This window comes from Thalassotalea sp. Sam97 (assembly GCF_041379765.1).
Taxonomy (GTDB): Bacteria; Pseudomonadota; Gammaproteobacteria; order Enterobacterales; family Alteromonadaceae; genus Thalassotalea_A; species Thalassotalea_A maritima.
In genome coordinates this window covers 3,099,593-3,116,725 of the sequence record NZ_CP166919.1, presented here as the reverse complement: position 1 = coordinate 3,116,725, position 17,133 = coordinate 3,099,593, and the positions used below count along the sequence as shown (strand labels likewise).

12 protein-coding genes are annotated in these 17,133 nt (G+C 42.7%); 3 read left to right on the top strand and 9 right to left on the bottom strand.

Going from position 1 to position 17,133, the window contains the following annotated elements; genetic code table 11:
- Positions 1-99 precede the first annotated feature (99 nt).
- The 4 genes from gluQRS to prsT form a co-directional block, all read right to left on the bottom strand.
- Positions 100-1,011, bottom strand: a complete 912-nt coding sequence (gene gluQRS / locus ACAX20_RS13925) for a tRNA glutamyl-Q(34) synthetase GluQRS (RefSeq protein ID WP_371187152.1) — start codon at positions 1,009-1,011, stop codon at positions 100-102.
- A gap of 2 nt (positions 1,012-1,013) precedes the next feature.
- The gene (gene dksA / locus ACAX20_RS13920) at positions 1,014-1,460 is read right to left on the bottom strand and encodes an RNA polymerase-binding protein DksA (protein WP_371187150.1); all 447 of its coding nucleotides are present in this window, start codon (positions 1,458-1,460) and stop codon (positions 1,014-1,016) included.
- A gap of 315 nt (positions 1,461-1,775) precedes the next feature.
- Positions 1,776-2,513: a DNA/RNA nuclease SfsA gene (gene sfsA / locus ACAX20_RS13915; RefSeq protein WP_371187148.1), complete on the bottom strand. Its 738-nt coding sequence runs from the start codon at positions 2,511-2,513 to the stop codon at positions 1,776-1,778.
- Between the two features lie 229 nt (positions 2,514-2,742).
- Complete coding sequence (gene prsT / locus ACAX20_RS13910; protein ID WP_371187146.1) at positions 2,743-5,472, bottom strand: XrtA/PEP-CTERM system TPR-repeat protein PrsT; 2,730 nt, start codon at positions 5,470-5,472, stop codon at positions 2,743-2,745.
- A gap of 359 nt (positions 5,473-5,831) precedes the next feature.
- Between prsT and pepB the strand changes: the two genes are divergently transcribed.
- Positions 5,832-7,121 carry an aminopeptidase PepB gene (gene pepB, locus ACAX20_RS13905; RefSeq protein ID WP_371187144.1) on the top strand — a complete coding sequence of 430 codons (1,290 nt, stop codon included), beginning with the start codon at positions 5,832-5,834 and terminating at the stop codon, positions 7,119-7,121.
- Between the two features lie 95 nt (positions 7,122-7,216).
- On the opposite strand, the gene ACAX20_RS13900 is transcribed toward pepB, so the two are convergent.
- Positions 7,217-8,101: a hypothetical protein gene (locus tag ACAX20_RS13900; protein ID WP_371187142.1), complete on the bottom strand. Its 885-nt coding sequence runs from the start codon at positions 8,099-8,101 to the stop codon at positions 7,217-7,219.
- Positions 8,102-8,186: 85 nt separating this feature from the next.
- Positions 8,187-8,723, bottom strand: coding sequence for an RNA 2',3'-cyclic phosphodiesterase (thpR, locus tag ACAX20_RS13895; RefSeq protein ID WP_371187140.1), 537 nt, complete (start codon positions 8,721-8,723; stop codon positions 8,187-8,189).
- Between the two features lie 85 nt (positions 8,724-8,808).
- Here thpR and hrpB point away from each other — a divergent pair, with 85 nt between their 5' ends.
- Both hrpB and mrcB read left to right on the top strand, forming a co-directional pair.
- Entirely contained in the window at positions 8,809-11,403 is a 2,595-nt protein-coding gene (gene hrpB / locus ACAX20_RS13890) for an ATP-dependent helicase HrpB (RefSeq protein ID WP_371187138.1), read from the top strand.
- Positions 11,403-13,730 carry a penicillin-binding protein 1B gene (gene mrcB / locus ACAX20_RS13885; protein ID WP_371187136.1) on the top strand — a complete coding sequence of 776 codons (2,328 nt, stop codon included), beginning with the start codon at positions 11,403-11,405 and terminating at the stop codon, positions 13,728-13,730. Before hrpB ends, mrcB begins: the two co-directional genes overlap by 1 nt.
- Before the next feature lie 483 nt (positions 13,731-14,213).
- On the opposite strand, the gene hemL is transcribed toward mrcB, so the two are convergent.
- From hemL to hemJ, 3 genes are all read right to left on the bottom strand, one after another.
- The gene (hemL, locus tag ACAX20_RS13880) at positions 14,214-15,494 is read right to left on the bottom strand and encodes a glutamate-1-semialdehyde 2,1-aminomutase (RefSeq protein ID WP_371187134.1); all 1,281 of its coding nucleotides are present in this window, start codon (positions 15,492-15,494) and stop codon (positions 14,214-14,216) included.
- Between the two features lie 27 nt (positions 15,495-15,521).
- Positions 15,522-16,538 carry an aspartate carbamoyltransferase gene (locus ACAX20_RS13875; RefSeq protein WP_371187132.1) on the bottom strand — a complete coding sequence of 339 codons (1,017 nt, stop codon included), beginning with the start codon at positions 16,536-16,538 and terminating at the stop codon, positions 15,522-15,524.
- 159 nt (positions 16,539-16,697) lie between these two features.
- Positions 16,698-17,132, bottom strand: coding sequence for a protoporphyrinogen oxidase HemJ (hemJ, locus tag ACAX20_RS13870; RefSeq protein ID WP_371187130.1), 435 nt, complete (start codon positions 17,130-17,132; stop codon positions 16,698-16,700).
- Position 17,133 lies beyond the last annotated feature (1 nt).

Genomic DNA, 17,133 nt, shown 5'->3' with positions numbered 1-17,133 from the left:
AAAGAGAACGAAAAGACAACGTTTTAGTGCTAATTTTATGATAAAACAGTTGTTTAGTTAGCTCGTTGTCACTTTATTCAGTTCGGCTAGCTATTGCTATTATAGTGAGATTTCTCGAACTTTCGCGACTTTGTCGAGTTGCCAGTGCTCTATGCCCCAAGCAATGATGTCGTCGACACTTGCCTGTTCAAGCTGTGGATCAGGTTGTTGCCCTAAAAACTCTAATGCGGCAACCAGCGCTGGTTGTGGGCAGTCATTGTCGATGGCGGGTGCAGCGTTTTGTTTACTTAACTTATAACCTTGCTCTGTTACCGCCAGTGGCAGGTGAACATAAGCTGGCGCAGGGCAATTGAGGGTTTTGAACAAGGTTAATTGTCGAGCGGTAGGCTCGAGTAAGTCACATCCCCGTACCACTTCGCTTATCCCTTGGTAAATATCATCAATAACCACAGCAAGTTGGTAGGCATATAGGCCATCCCGGCGATGAATGATAAAGTCTTCATGGCTGAGATTACTTTGAACCGTCACATGTCCTTGCAAACCGTCAATAAAGCTTTCTATCGGGTGTTGATTTACTAGGCGCATCGCACTGTTTTTTGCTGGTAAATCTAAGTGACGGCAATGTCCTTGATAAATACCACCTTGCTTTTTGATTTGCGCTCGCGAGCATTGACAAAAGTAACTAAGTTGTTGCTGTTTTAATTCAGCGAGAACTCGGTCATATAATGCATGCTGTTGACTTTGGTATAACACTGATTCATCCCAGTGCAGACCATAGGCTTCTAGCGTGTTTAAGATATGCTTGTCGGCACCGGGCATCTCTCTTGGTTTATCAATGTCTTCAATACGAACTAGCCATGTACCTTGCAGGCTTTTAGCTTGTAAATAACTGCCAAGCGCAGCGACCAGTGAGCCAAAGTGTAATAAACCGGATGGAGATGGTGCAAAACGGCCACGATAGGGTGATCGTGGCCGTGAAGTGTTTTTGCAAATAATGCTAGGGTCAAACAAGACTAACCTGCTAACTGACGCTCTTTAATTTCAGCTAGAGTTTTACACTCGATACATAAATCAGCGGTCGGGCGTGCTTCTAAGCGCTTGATGCCGATTTCGATACCACATGAATCACAGAAACCGAAATCACGCTCTTCAATAAGTTGCAAGGTCTTCTCAATTTTCTTGATAAGCTTACGTTCACGGTCGCGGGTACGTAATTCAAGGCTGAACTCTTCCTCTTGCGCAGCACGGTCTACCGGATCAGGGAAGTTCGCCGCTTCGTCTTTCATATGCGTTACGGTACGATCAACTTCTGCACGTAATTGAGCTCGCCATGCTTCTAGAATTTTCTTGAAGTGCTCTTCCTGAGCAGGGTTCATGTATTCTTCGCCTGCTTTTTCAATGTATGGTTCAACGCCAGCCAATGCCAGAATGCCGATCGCTTGTGTTTTGTTAGTTGGCATGCCGATTCTCCTAGTTACTACTCAATTCTTGATAGCGCTAATAAATAATGGAATATCTATAACAGAATGTGTGGGTACTGGCAAAGGATTTGTGACTATGTTATTGCCAGCTTGTTACAGATACAGTTAATTCTGTCAAACACGAAATATAAGGCTAAAAAATTCAATATCAAGGTTTAAGGTGAAATAAACAGCGATTTTTTGTAAATATCGACGATTTATGCTCACGTCAGCCAATTCATCACGTTAAACCTTCATTTTATAGCTGTTTTGCTAGCTTAAATCTTTGACAGGCAGTTGCTGTGAAGGTTCATTTCATATTTTGCCGAGGGGGCGCTGTAATTTATCTTTGACTTCAACCGCAATTCTTGATGTGAGCTTGATTTCCTGTGGCGAAATTGACGCCTTGTAAGCTAAAATCTCAACCCCTGCTTGTTCGGCGTCAGCTAGTAACTTACTATATTGAGGGTCTATATGAGCGGCGGGTTGCACACAATCGATTCCGGTATGCAATACCGCAAACAGTAATACAGCACGTTTACCAGAGCTTGCAATATCGATTAACTCTCGCAAGTGTTTTTGCCCTCGTGTCGTTATGGCATCAGGAAAATAGCCCTGCTTACCGTCCAGTAAAGTAACACTTTTTACTTCAATATATGCATCAGGTAGGTCGCTTGCAGATAACAGCAAATCAATTTTGCTATTTTCGTTGCCGTATTTTACTTCTCGCGTTAAATTGTTATATCCGCTAAGTTCTTTGATGACGCCGGTGTTAATAGCTTCTTCAGCTAATTGGTTAGCGCGTATCGTGTTGACACAGATTAAATGATTTTCTCTGTTTTCAGTTAACTCCCAACTAAACGGATATTTGCGTTTGGGGTTATTTGACGTGCTATACCACACCGTATTACCTGGCTCGGCACACCCAGTCATAGCACCTGTGTTTGCAATATGAATGGTAGTTTCACTGCCGTTGGCTATGATCACATCGGCTAAAAATCGTTTGTAGCGTTTAACTAAGGTGGCAGGTTTGAGGCTAGGATTAAACTTCATGACTTGTTTTTAATAATCGGCTTAGATTCTAGGTTGTTATCCTAACATAGTTAAACTAGTTAAACCTTTATGGCTTTGGCGGAGCCAATGTTCCTAGTTCTCTCGCATTTTCTGATAATCTTGAAGGCTACGCTAACAAACACAAAAATGTCTCAACAACATCTGTTGTTGAGACATTTACTTGTACAGTTATTGTCTCGTCTGATCAGCGAAGCTAATGCTTATCAGGTTATTTTGGAGAATCTTCTAGCATGGCTTCGATTCTTTGCTTTTTTTCACTGCTATCAAGCTTGGCGATCACTTGACGAGATTCGTCAGGACGATTTAAATAAATCAGCAATTCAGCGTAGTGTAATATAATACCAGGGTGATCGGGTAAAGCTTCCATGGCTTTAATAAAGTGCGACTCTGCAAGTTGATAGTCGCCACGGCGCATATAGGCTAAACCTAATGTATCTAAAACCTCGGGTGCGTTATTCGATATATCCGCTGCTTTTTGTGCGTTTTCAAGGGCAACATCATATTTTTCTAAGTTGATTGCAGTCCAAGCCATATTGTTATGAATCAAAACATTATCAGGCATCTTGCTAACCAGTTCTTGATATATTTTGAACGCTGTACTTGGCTCTTTATTCATCGTGAGCTCGGCTAGCAATAATTTTAATTTTTTATTATCGGGATATTGTTCTATTGCTTTGCTGAGGATGTCTATAGCCTCGTTATGCTCACTCAAACCCCTTAACACAAGAGTGTATAACTCTGTATGTTCTTCACTAGCTGTTTCCTGATAGAGATTTTGGGCATATGCTTTTGCGTTATTGAAGTCCCTTTTCGTTGCATGCAAACGAGCTTTTAGAGTCCATGAAAGTTGTTCTGAGATCTCTTTATCGATCTCATTAATAATCAATTCAGCTTGCTCAGTGTTACCGGCATCAAGGTGCAAATAAGCGGCATAGGCTTTAAGACGGGTATCGTCAGGAAATATAGTTAAAGCTTTATCGACAGTCCGGATTGCTTGAGTGAAATCTCGTCGAGCTTCGTAAGAGGCGATGAGTCCAACATAAGCGCTATAATTACTATCTGACAGGGTTAAAACACGTTTAAATAACTCTTCGGCTTTAACATAGTCGCCGGTATTGATACTTAAATGGGCATATGAATCAAGAAACGTTGTATTACTTGCCCATTCACTTTCATTAAAGGTAAATAATGCCTTTGCTTCAGCAGTTTTGCCACTAATTTGGTAGGCCTTAGCAAGCGTTAATAAAATTCCCAAACTATCGGGATTGGCTTGTTGTAATGACTGTAATTGAACTAGTGACTTTTGTTGGTATTCGGATTGCTGCGACAAAGCCAAAAGTATATTAAGTCCTCCTTGATGTTTAGGATTAATCGAAAGTAGTAATTCAGTGCGTTGAAATGCACTGTCATACGCTTGTTCGACAACATCGTAAATCGCTAAGTGGTAATGAGCACTCAAGCTTTCAGGATCAAATGTTAATGCTTTTTTAAATGAATTTTTGGCATTAGTGTCATCACTCATCCTGCGATAAACTAACCCTTTTGCAACATATGCTGCAGCTTGATTGGGTTGATCTTCAACCCAACGCGTTGCGATACTCATGGCACCATCGATGTCATTACTTTGCAAATAGCGTTGTAATAAGATTAATCTAGCTTCATTGAACTGAGGATCTTTTTCTAATGCTCGTTCTAAATCATCGATACCAGAAGGATCATTAATCGCAAGTTTTAATGCTCCACGCTTGCTCAGTAATTCTGCACTATCTGTGTCAATACTTGACATTTGCTCGATATAACGAGTTGCTTGCTCTTTATTTCCGTCGCGCAACAAGGCATAACTAGCAGTTGATAATATAGTTGGGTCAAGATTACTCAGATCGATATCTTTGTCTAGAGCCGCAACGCCATCTTCGATGTAACCTAAAGTGAATTGTAGCTGCATCAAAATTTTTCGTGCAGGGTGATCGGCAGGCAGGTACGCTTCAGCAGACTTTAAATGATGATACGCACTTTCTGGGCGTTGCAATTGATAATAACTGACGCCAGCGATTAAATTCGATCTCACAAGGTCTGGGTTACCTGCCAAGGCTGTACCGGCATAGTTGGCGGCGTCTTGATAAGCCTCTTGTCGAAACATAATTTCGGACAATAATTGATTAACTTCTATGTTCTCAGGAAACTTGGCTAGCAGAGGTTCAAGTAAGGCGCTCGCTTGCTTCAGTTGTCCTTGAGATATGTGTGCTTTTGCGAGGTTGAGTTGAGTTTGGGAAGAATACGGGTGAGCAGCAAGATAAGAGGTTAGCGAATCAATACCAGCCTCCACATCATTATTGAGCAGTTGCAATCGACCTAACAATAATGTGACATCATTAAATTGATTGTCGTATTTTAATAGATTGGTTGTTTGGCTAATCGCTTGCGGCAATTGCTCGTCTAGAGCGGCGATGAGTACTTTGCCCAGTTGGAAGTATAATAATTCTGAGTCGCCTTCGTTTAAAACATCCGCGATGAGTTGCTGGCCTTGCTCTATACGCCTGTTAAAGATGTAATCAATCGCAACCAAGGTTTTTATCGTCATCATAATATCGGTGGCAATCGCTTGATCATTAATGACATCGTCAATCGCAGCATAGTCTCGAGTCATTAACAAAGCTCGGGCCAGATATGGACTAACGTCGTTAATGTCAGCGCCCGTTTGTATCGACTTGCGCAATTCTTTTTCAGCAGCCATCGGGTTCCCCGATATTAGGTAAGATTTACCGAGTAATAGCCTAGCTTTATAATCGTCAACATTGCTTTGCAAGCTACTTTTAAGCTCAACAATTGCCGTTTGATAGTCTTTTTCTTGATAAGCTGAGATTGCAGATTGATAGTGTTGTTCTGGAGATTTTGCTTGCTGGCAACCAACAAGAGCAAGCCAAAAAACTGTAAGCATCAAGTATTTCACAGTGTACCTTTTTATTTTTATACAATGATAAATTGAGTATAGATGTGCTTGAAAAATATGCACAAAATAACATTTTAGGTTTTCCAAATACTTGTCTGATAAGGAACAGGAGACGCCCTGATAGTGATAAATTCTGTGAATCAGGATTTACATAATACCCTCTGTTTTCGGTGCTCACTTGTCACGATTTTGCTACTAAATTGTTTTTCTTTTCATGAACTATGCTATAAAAGCACCGAGATTCGATTACGATTTTAACAGGCTCTGCCACTGAGCTTTTATAACCGATATTATATATGTCGTTCTATCAGTGGTGAGATGTTTAATTAACTTACATAGGATATGTTATGACTCAAGCAGCAACCATTAAACTTAGCAATCAGCCAGCAAGTAATTGGCAGTCGAACAGTTTAGTCAGCTTTCATAATGATGAAATTCACATTCATATAAAACACACCGCAGCTGTTGAGCTTCGCACTATCCAGCAAGCTGGGCGAACCATTGAATCTTTGGGGGTAGCAAGTGCTAAGTTATCAGGCGATAACTGGTGCACAGAGAGTCAATGGGCTTTTGCACAAGGTTTTAGCAAGGTCGGCAAATTAGCGGCCATAGAGTTCACCGGTGATGCTCAACAAGTCAAAGCACTAACTGACAAGCAACAAGTTTATGCTTGGGCGCGTGACTTGATTAATCAGACGCCATCTAACTTAGTTCCTGAAACCCTATGTCAGAACGCTTTACTCTATATCAAAGAGCTGGCACCTGATGCAGTTTCCGCAGAAATTATCAGCGGCGATAGTTTAGAGCGTGAAGGTTGGACCGGTATTTACAACGTAGGTAAAGGTAGCGTCAATGATCCTGGCATGCTGGTTTTAGATTATAACCCGAGTCAACGTCAAGATGAGCCAGTATTTGCAACCTTGGTTGGTAAAGGAATTACTTTCGATTCAGGAGGTTATTCTATTAAGCCAAGTGCGGGGATGTTTTCGATGAAGTGCGATATGGGTGGTGCTGCGACAGTCACAGCTGCGCTGGCGTTAGCGATTAAATCGGGCTTACAAAAGCGCGTTAAATTGATCCTTTGCTGTGCCGAGAACATGGTCAGCGGTTATGCATTTAAACTCGGTGATGTGCTGCATTATAAAAACGGCGTGTCAGTTGAAATTGCTAACACAGATGCTGAAGGCCGCTTGGTGCTGGCTGATGGTCTATTGCGTGCGAGCGAAGATAAGCCAGCGATGATCATCAACGCAGCGACACTTACCGGTGCATCGGTTATGGCGACGGGTGGAGAGTATAACGCCGTGTTTGCATTGGACCAAAATATGGCTGCGAAAACCTTGGCTGCGGCTAAGCAGGTAAATGATCCTGCATGGCAATTACCATTAGAGCAATTCCACCAAACGAAATGTCCATCAGCATTCGCGATAACCGCTAACTCAACCACGCAAAAAGGTGGGGGTGCTGGCGGGGCAAGTAACGCCGCGGGTTTCTTATCACGTTTTGTTGACAACGATGGTAAGGGCTGGGTACATATCGATTTATCTGCCTGTTACAACGAACACAGTTCATCACTGTGGGCTGCTGGTGCAACCGGCTCAGGTATCGCCACTATTGCCACTATGTTAATTGACTAGTTTATCGTCACTGATAACGTACAATATACGAAACAAACAGCGGCATTAAGCCGCTGTTTTTGTCTTTAGTTAGCGAGAATTATGCGACTCTTAGTTTAAAGTAGCATCCCCACCGTAAATAAAACCCAAAACGCAAATGTGGTAACCGCAACTTTGGTTGCTTGCGAGCGAGCTATATCAACATCGGGTAAATGTTCCACCGTGGCTATGGTTGCGACCAGCGATGGTAACGCCAGAATAAAAATACCTGCGAGCAGAGGAATGTTGAGAAAATAAATGGCTGCAGCCGTGCATATTGTCGCTGTGATTAAGATAAGCTTTTGCCACTTTAAATTCTCACTAAGCTGTGGTTTATCGTTTGTTTGGTTATCGGTTTGTTTGATTATTGTCAGCGCTTGCTCACTTAAAAAAGGCAGTGTTGTGAGCAAAGCACAACATATGGCAAGTACTAAGCTATAAACCGTCACCGTAGCGGTATGCAAATAGAAAGAGCTAATAGCTGGTAGTAAGCCATAGCATAAGCTGTAAAAAATCGTCGCAACCATAGCATAGGGAGTTAATTGTTGCTTTGTATACAAAGTCTTTAAGCGCACCGTAATCGCCAGAGGTAGGGCTATTAGTAACACTAGTATGCCATCTAGCAATGCTAAGCCTCGACTGGCGACGAAGCAAACAATCAATGCCGTTACAAATACCCCGGTAACTATGTAGGTAAGGGTCAGTAATTTATATTGCAGGCGTTGCACATGAGCGGAAAACTTATGGTCGCGTTGTGTATCGATGAATGCAGATTGATAATTATTGGCGAGGTTGAGGCTAATTTGTGCTAAAGCGACAAGGACAAAACAGGAAATAAACAATTGCCCATTAATGAGGCTCACTAAATCAGCAAGGCCGGTACCGAGAATCACACTTGCCATGGGTACAAAAAAGCTTCTTGGCTGAAACGCCGCGGTAATAAATTTTAGGTAAAGACTCATTATCTATGTTTCGATTTCGTTGGGTGGAACAGAAAGTATCAGGCGATATCAACTGATAGGTGATTTCGACTTGCTATGGCTCGCTTTATCTTAAAGGCCAACAGCGCAATACATCATACCTTACCCCATGCTCAGTGGAAACAGATTGCATTAGACAAAATTCATTAAACGTTAAGACAAAATCTAACGACTTTTTGCCTTCCTTTGTTAGCTCGGGTAAGCCATATGCTTTTCTCGATAGGGTTAGATGAGGGGTGTAATCCGAATGTTGTTCAACAAAACTGAGCGCATGACAGGCTTGAGATATTTGTTGCTGTAAGCTAAGCAATAGCGCTTCAGGCTGTCGACAGCCTAGCCATAAAATTTTCGGCTTTGGCCAGTAGTTAAAAGTATCTAGCCTAACTTCTAGCTTAGGGCTCTCGATGTGAGCTACAGCAATTTCTATTTGTCGTTGTTGTTGCTCTGTTATTTGGCCAAGAAACTGTAAGGTGATATGAAAATTAGCCATAGGCACCGGTTTATATGGTTCATCTACATAATATCGCAACCAGTTGTGTATTTGTTTCTTTGATTTTATTGATGGGTTTAATGCAAAAAATACCCGTTTAAGTGGCAAGGTCACGCTAGTTTCTCCTGTTAATGGCTAATACCAAGCGGCCAAAATATGATATAACCGTGTTATTGATAAACCATAGCTGAATTCGTTGATGTCCAGCCCAACTACCACAACAGAACTTCCTGTATATGCCATCAAGTCGCAACTTGAGCAGGCTATAATAAACCATAGCAATATCATCTTATCAGCACCACCTGGCGCGGGTAAATCGACAGTACTACCGCTATGGTTATTAGCAAGTGAACGGTTTGCCGGACAAAAAATCATTATGTTGCAACCTCGTCGTCTGGCAGCCAAAAGTGTGGCACTGAGGCTTGCCAGCTTGCTGTCGGAAAATGTTGGTGAAACGGTTGGCTACCGTATGCGGGGTGAAAGTAAAATAAGTACTCGCACGCGTTTAGAAGTGGTCACCGAAGGTATTTTGACGCGCATGATTCTTGCTGATAATGAGTTAAGTGGCGTTGGCTTAATTATCTTCGACGAATTTCACGAACGCTCATTGCATGCCGATTTAGGATTAGCTTTAGCGCTAGATATTCAGCAAGGTTTACGTGACAACTTGTCGCTGCTAATTATGTCTGCCACATTAGATAATAGCTATTTGCAGTCAACCTTACCTGATGCTTTTCAGCTCAATAGTGAAGGCAGAAATTATCCGGTAGCAATCGATTACCAGCCTGTTATTGGCCAGCATCATTGGTTAGATCATTTACTGCGCGTGGTTAGTGAGCAAGTGCAGCAACATAACCAGTCGATATTGGTTTTTTTACCAGGCAGTGGCGAAATTAAAACCGTTGAACGACGCTTGCAGGCTATGTTACCAAGTAACGTCACCTTGCATGGTTTATATGGTGATATGGATATCAAGCGCCAACAGCAGGCAATAAGAGCTTGCCAACCTGACGAGCAAAAAGTGGTGCTTGCCACGAATATTGCAGAAACATCGATAACCATTGACGGTATTACCTTGGTGATTGACAGTGGCTTAGAGAAAGCCGCTAATTACAATGAGCAAATACTGGCTAATCAATTGAAACTGCAACCTATTAGTCAAGCGTCTGCTGAGCAGCGTCGAGGGCGTGCAGGGCGGACAGCCCCAGGTCGCTGTATTCGCCTTTATTCTCAAGAAAATTATCAACGTCGTCCTGCCTTCAGCGCCAGTGAGATAGCCACGGCAGATTTGTTGCCATTGACCTTAGACGTGGCGAATTGGGGCGTAGCTAGTTTCGCTAATTTGGCATTTATCGAGTTACCAAATAAAGTCACTGAGCAACATTGTTGGTATTTATTACAGCAATTTTCCGCGGTTGATGATAATCATCGCTTAACGACTCATGGTAAAAAAATAACCACCTTAGCATGTCATCCTAGGCTGGCGAATATGATAGTCATGTCGCTTACGGTTCGTACTGAGCAATTACCAGAGTTATTATCGCTGGCATGTTTACTGGCTGCACTGCTAGAAGAGCGTGATATTTTTCTTCGTGAGCTTGCTAATCAGCAGGTCAGCGTTAAACAACGAATCTATAGTCTATTGCAAAATTCGGCTGGCAGTTCGGTAAATAAGGGGCTAAAGATGCGCATTGTCGATAATGCCAAGCGCTTATTTGCGAAAGCTTTACCATTGCTTAAACATAATCGGCAAGATACTAACAACAGCCGTGCTCAGTTTTGTCGAACACTCGATCAGTTACCATTACATTACCTTGGTTTGTTATTGGCATTTGCATACCCTGAACGCATCGCTCAGCAGCGACAACGGCAAGGTAGTTATTTATGTGCCAATGGCAAAGGTGCAGAACTTGATTATCAAGACCCTTTATTTACAGAGCCCTATCTGGTGATTGCCAACCTTAGACGTCAAGACAGTAAACTAACGATTGCACTTGCCGAAGCAATTGAGGAAACTCAGCTCCTTGAGTATTTTGCTAATGATATCATTAGCAAAGAAGTACTGATATTTGATCAATCACAAGGTAACATTCGCAGTGAAAAACAGACCGTACTTCACCATTTAATCATTAACAGCGCACGTATTCCGATGCAATTAGCTGCTGATAAGTTAGCTAACATGTGGTGTCATTATGTAAAAGAAAAAGGTCTATCGGCGTTATCATTGAGTGCCAAAATAACGAATTTATTAACTAGGGTGCGATGGCTTAATCAGTACTGGCCAGAAGCCGACTTTCCAGATGTCAGTGACAACACATTGCTAAACGAGATTGATATTTGGTTAGCACCCTATTTGATTAACATCACAAGCATCAGTGAGTTACAGGCGTTAAATTATTGGCAAATTTTCAGTGATTATATTGGCTATGAGGCCATGCGCAAACTTGCTACTTGGGCACCCGAGCACTATGAGTCGCCGCTAGGGCGCAAGTTCAGCTATAGCTATAATGATCAACCGCAACCAAGAGTTGCCTTACCTATGCAGCAAGTGTATGGTTTAACTACATCACCTGTTGTCGCCAATGGGCAAACCAATGTTGTGCTCGAGTTGTTATCTCCGGCGGGTCGCCCTATCCAAATAACACAAGATTTGGCGCGGTTCTGGCAAGGCAGCTATAAACAGGTACAAAAAGATATGAAGGCCAATTATCCAAAGCATTATTGGCCAGATGATCCCGCAAATGCGAAACCAACAAATAAAACCAAAAAACATATAGTAAATGGCGAAACATAATGAGTAAGAAGAAACAACCGGGCTTTACTAAGGGCAAGGTTGCGCCTGAAAAAAAACAGGATTTTGCACATTGGTTTGTTGCAACAGGCTTAAAATTATCGCTAATTTTTGTTGCCGCTTTTCTCGTCTATGGCATTTATCTAGACGGTAAAGTTAGGCAAAAATTTGAAGGACAACGTTGGCAGCTACCAGCGCAAGTGTACGGCAAAGTATTGCGGTTTAGCAAAAACAGCGATATCAAACTTGAGCTACTTGTCCAACAACTTGATTATATGGGTTATCAGCGGGTGGAGTTCATTCGTTTGCCTGGCCAATATGCGGTAGCAGATAATGGTATTCAAATATATCGCAGAGCATTTGATTTTGGCTATGGTCTTGAGCAACCCACTAAGCTAGATATCAAAATTCGCAATGATGCGATAGCTAAGCTGTTACGTGATAATCGTCCCGCTGCTCAGCTGTTGATAGAGCCTGTATTACTTGATCGTATTACTTCAGCCGATGGTGAAGATCGCCAAGTGCTTGGATTGCAACAAGTACCGCAACAGTTAATTGATACTTTACTGCTGGTGGAAGATCGTGATTTTTATCATCATCATGGCATCTCGCCAACGGGTATTTTACGTGCGTTTTGGCAAAACTTACTGGCTGGAAGAACCGTGCAAGGCGGTAGTACGCTGACCCAGCAGTTGACCAAAAACATGTATCTTAACCGTGATAAAACGCTTTGGCGTAAAGTCAATGAAGCAATGATGTCGGTGATTCTTGAGATCCGCTACTCTAAAGATCAGTTGCTTGAAGCTTATATCAACGAAGTCTATTTAGGTCAGCATTTTGCTAATGGCATACATGGATTCGGCTTGGCCGCTAAATTTTATTTTGGCAAAGATATTCAGCAGCTCCATTCGCATGAAGTGGCTTTATTAGTCGCTCTTGTTAAAGGTCCTTCTTTGTACGATCCTTGGCGTTCACCGGAAAGTGCTCGCCACCGACGGGATTTGGTACTGAAGTTGATGTTTGAAAATCACTTTTTTAATAGTGATGAATATCAACAGCTGGTGTCTTTGCCATTAGGTGTTCGTCCAGAACGACGTATGGCGAAGCAGACGTTTCCTGCATACATGCAACTCGTGCGTCGTGAGTTAAAGCAAATGGGCGCGACCAGTGCATTACAATCTGGCATTCGTATCTTTACGGGCTTTGATATTAATAAGCAGTTGTTTGCTGAAAAGGCACTCATAAATCAATTGCAGGCGCTACAGGCGAATATGCCGTCACAAGGCTTACAAGGTGCAGTTGTTGTAAGTGACATTCGCAGTGGTGCGGTAGAAGCGGTAGTTGGTGGTAAAGAGGTTAAATTCTCTGGCTTTAATCGTGCGTTAGATGCGCAACGGCCAATTGGTTCGTTGATTAAACCTGTTGTTTATTTAACAGCATTACAAAAACCAGCGCAGTTTAGTTTTGCTACGTTGTTAGAGGATAAACCGTTATCCCTTATCAGCTCTAAAGAGCATGTCTGGCAGCCGAAAAATTATGATGGCAAGTACCGAGGTAGCGTTTCCTTGTTGGAAGCATTAATTGCTTCGCTGAATGTGCCGACTGTTAACCTCGGTCAACAATTGGGAGTGAGCAGTGTTGCTGATACGCTCTGGTCGCTGGGTTATCAGCAAACAATTGAGCAAGTGCCAAGTCTATTTCTCGGGGCTATTAATATGTCGCCGCTGCAAGTTAATAATTGGTATAACACCATAGCTAATGGTGGCATGTATAATCAGTCGTCGGCAATAAACTATGTGTTGTCAGGCAATGGTGATGAGTTGTGGTCCCGTTTTCAAAGTGTTGATTTGCGCATTGATGAAAACGTTTCTTACCTTCTTGACTATGCGTTAACACAAGTTGCGCAACGGGGCACCGCGCAGGCGTTAACGTGGCGATTACCTGATACTGTCGTTGCAGGCAAAACAGGTACCAGTAATGATGGTCGAGATGCATGGTTTGTAGGTTATGACCAACAAACGATGGTGACGACTTGGGTTGGATTCGATGATAATAAATCGACGACACTTACTGGTAGCTCGGCGGCGTTACCTATTTTCGCTAACATTATTAATCAATATGGTGGCGTAAGTCGTTCGGATATCATGCCAAGCGGGGTATCGATGACGCGTTTTGAGCTCGCAACTGGCAATGCCGTCCAGGGCAACTGTAAAGACGTAGCTAGCTATCCAGCGATTGTTGAGGCGATTACCTACAGTAGTAGTTGTTTGCAAGAAAAAGAACAAAGCTTAACATGGCTTAAGCAGCTATTTGGACTAGACTCGGATTAAGTGGCAATGGCTATTTTTCGCACTAGCGGCATTAGAATTCTGTCATTTGGAACAAGCAAGCGTCGTTCGTTCTGCTTTGCTATTACAAAAATAGCTCGTTGTGGAAGATATAAACAAAGGTAATACATCCTAGAGCGTGTTGATCTTTCAGGGTTAAATTTTGTTCGAATTAAATGCATTTTTATCGCGGCACTTGTGATACGCATAGTTATTCTACGCACAGAGTAAGTAACAATGAAAAAAATGCATTTAAACGAATCCAAAGGACAGCTTTTATGACGCCTTTCTACTGTGTTATCACTTACTTATGTGGAGTAACCACACAACATAAGTTCTGCCTTGTATAAAAACATCATAAATTGCTGCAAAAACAACCTCAACAGATCAACACGCTCTAGTCATAGCGATCTTTGACAACCGGTGTAAAAAAGGCTGCAGATGCAGCCTTTTGTTTATTCAATATGTGTTGTATCGAGAACGCTATTATAGCTTGCTAAAACAACGCTCAGCAGCAGCAAGGGTGTCAGCGATATCTGCATCGCTGTGTGCCGCCGATAAAAAGCCTGCTTCAAATGCTGAAGGGGCTAAATATACGCCTTCATCTAGCATCATATGGAAGAACTTGTTGAACTTGTCGTTATCACCCTGCATAACTTGGGCAAAGGTGTCAACTTGCGGTTGCTCAGTGAAGAAGATACCGAACATTGCACCTACGTAATTGATGCTTAACGCCACGCCATGTTTATCTGCTGCGGCTTTAAAGCCTTCTGCCAATTGTTTAGTCTTGCTGGCAAGCTCGGCATGGTAATCTTTGCTTGAAAGTTCGGTCAACGCTGCCAAGCCAGCCGCCATGGCGATAGGATTACCTGATAATGTACCCGCCTGGTAAACTGGGCCTACTGGGGCAATATAATCCATTATTTCAGCTTTACCACCAAAAGCACCGACAGGCATACCACCACCAATGACTTTGCCCAGCGTCGTTAAGTCAGGCTTGATATTGTAGTATTGTTGTGCGCCACCGAGTGCCACACGGAAACCTGTCATAACTTCGTCGAAAATCAATACCGACTTGTACTCGTCACAGATGCTACGCAATCCTTCAAGGAAGCCGGCAACCGGTGGAATACAGTTCATGTTACCAGCAACAGGTTCCACAATGATACACGCGATATCATCACCAAACTTAGCAAAAATATCTTTTACTGACTCGATGTCGTTATAGGTCACAGTCAATGTATGCTGAGCAAGGTCTGCAGGGATACCTGGCGAGTTTGGCACACCTAAGGTCAATGCTCCTGAGCCAGCCTTAACGAGTAAAGAGTCAGCATGACCATGATAGCAGCCTTCAAACTTAAGGATTTTATCGCGTCCAGTGTAGCCGCGGGCTAAGCGAATAGCACTCATGGTTGCTTCAGTACCAGAACTTACCATGCGCAGTTTTTCCATGCTTGGTACCAGTTCACGAACTTTTTCTGCCATAGTAATTTCAAGTTCGGTTGGCGCACCAAAACTTAAACCATTTTTCGCCGTTTCAATAACGGCTTGTAAAATTTTAGGGTGATTGTGACCTAAGATCATTGGCCCCCAAGAACCGACGTAGTCGATGTATTTGTTGCCATCGGCATCAAATGTATAGGCACCATCGGCTCGTTCAATAAAGCGAGGTTCACCACCAACACCTTTAAATGCACGTACCGGTGAATTCACGCCACCAGGGATGGTTTGTTGAGCTTTTTCAAATAACTGTTGTGAGTTTGACATAATAAATTCCAAAAGTTGTCGGTGCTATTATTCAGCGTGCTTGTTGCTATACCAAGTGACGTCGCGCTCGTATTGCGTTAGCTTGTCTTCGACGCCAAGTGCTAAAGCAAATAACGCCATGCGCACTAACACACCATTTTGTGCTTGGCGGAAAATGGCCAAATTAGTGTTATCGTTTAAATCGACATCGAGTTCGTTCGCATCGGGACGTGAATCACGCGGTAGCGGGTGCATAATGACAGTATTGTCACGGCAGTGCTGCTCATACAGCGCTTGGTTTAAGCTAAAGTGGCCGCGGTACTTGTTGGCCTCTTCTTTGCTACTAAAGCGCTCTTCTTGAATTCGTGTTTGATAAACCACATCACTCTTTAGATTACCAGCCATGGTATCTGTGATGGTGATTCTGTGACCCGCATTATCCAATGTTGATACCACATGATCGGGCATTTGTAGCTCACGAGGTGACACTAAAGTAAGGTTGATGTTGTCGTAAAGTGCCAATAACTTTGATAACGAGTGAACCGTTCGACCGTGTTTTAAGTCACCCATTAAGACAATATTTAAGTCATCAATACCTTTGTTGAAACGAGCCATTTCAGCGTTGATGGTAAATAAGTCTAATAGTGCTTGGGTTGGGTGCTCATTTGCGCCATCACCACCGTTGATAACCGGGACCGTGCTACCTTCCGCAAATTCGGCTACCGAGTGCATGGTTGGGTGGCGCATAGCGATAATGTCCGCATAACCACTGATCACTCGAGCGGTATCAAATAGCGATTCACCTTTGGTTAGTGACGAGCTTTCTTGACCAACAGTTTCGTGTACAAAACCACCAAGAAGTTGGAAGGCAGTGCCAAACGATACCCGTGTACGAGTACTTGGTTCGAAGAAAAGGTTATTTAAAATGGCTCCTTCCAACACATTGCAGCGTTTTTGGCGTGCAGCGTATGGGATCATACGCTTAGCAACGTCTAAAATTTTGGTGACCGATTCGCGATCAAATTGGGATACCGATAAGACATGGTTACCCTGAAACTTCATCATAGTTAACTACTCGAAACGTTTATTAAAGCGGTTGAAAACCTAGCGCCACCACAACGGCAGCTTGATGGGTTTTAACGGCGCTTATACGACTGTTTAAATTGCGCGCAACAATAGCATAAAAGCCTTAATTTGTTAATAAACGACAGACGATTCGTGCAATTAATACAAAGCGGGTTTTACTATCGCCAGAATAATAATTGTAAACAGGGCGATTACCGGAACTTCGTTAAAAATACGGAAATAGCGACCCGTTTTCTTATTCGTACCTCGCTTAAAGTCGGCGAGTAACTTGAAACAATATAAGTGATATATGGTCAGCATAACGACAAACAATAATTTGATGTGCAGCCAGCTGCTGACCATAATCCAGGTCAGCCCGTAATAGTGCATCATCATTAAGCCAAATACCCAAGTCAAAATAGCAAAAGGGGTGACGAAAAATAGTAGGCGGCGCTCCATCACTTTAAATTGGGCTTGGACATCCTTATTATCGCTTTCTGCGTGGTAAACAAAGATACGTGGTAAATAAAAAATCCCTGCAAACCAGGCTACCATAAAGGCGATATGCAGAGCCTTAATCCATAAAAATGACATA

What these genes read in the sequence shown, in the direction of transcription:
- prsT (WP_371187146.1), bottom strand. Translation starts at nt 5,472, where the DNA reads ATGCTTACAGTTTTTTGGCTTGCTCTTGTTGGTTGCCAGCAAGCAAAA.
- hrpB (WP_371187138.1), top strand. Translation starts at nt 8,809, where the DNA reads ATGTCCAGCCCAACTACCACAACAGAACTTCCTGTATATGCCATCAAG.
- mrcB (WP_371187136.1), top strand. Translation starts at nt 11,403, where the DNA reads ATGAGTAAGAAGAAACAACCGGGCTTTACTAAGGGCAAGGTTGCGCCT.
- sfsA (WP_371187148.1), bottom strand. Translation starts at nt 2,513, where the DNA reads ATGAAGTTTAATCCTAGCCTCAAACCTGCCACCTTAGTTAAACGCTAC.
- hemJ (WP_371187130.1), bottom strand. Translation starts at nt 17,132, where the DNA reads ATGTCATTTTTATGGATTAAGGCTCTGCATATCGCCTTTATGGTAGCC.
- hemL (WP_371187134.1), bottom strand. Translation starts at nt 15,494, where the DNA reads ATGTCAAACTCACAACAGTTATTTGAAAAAGCTCAACAAACCATCCCT.
- ACAX20_RS13875 (WP_371187132.1), bottom strand. Translation starts at nt 16,538, where the DNA reads ATGATGAAGTTTCAGGGTAACCATGTCTTATCGGTATCCCAATTTGAT.
- ACAX20_RS13900 (WP_371187142.1), bottom strand. Translation starts at nt 8,101, where the DNA reads ATGAGTCTTTACCTAAAATTTATTACCGCGGCGTTTCAGCCAAGAAGC.
- pepB (WP_371187144.1), top strand. Translation starts at nt 5,832, where the DNA reads ATGACTCAAGCAGCAACCATTAAACTTAGCAATCAGCCAGCAAGTAAT.
- dksA (WP_371187150.1), bottom strand. Translation starts at nt 1,460, where the DNA reads ATGCCAACTAACAAAACACAAGCGATCGGCATTCTGGCATTGGCTGGC.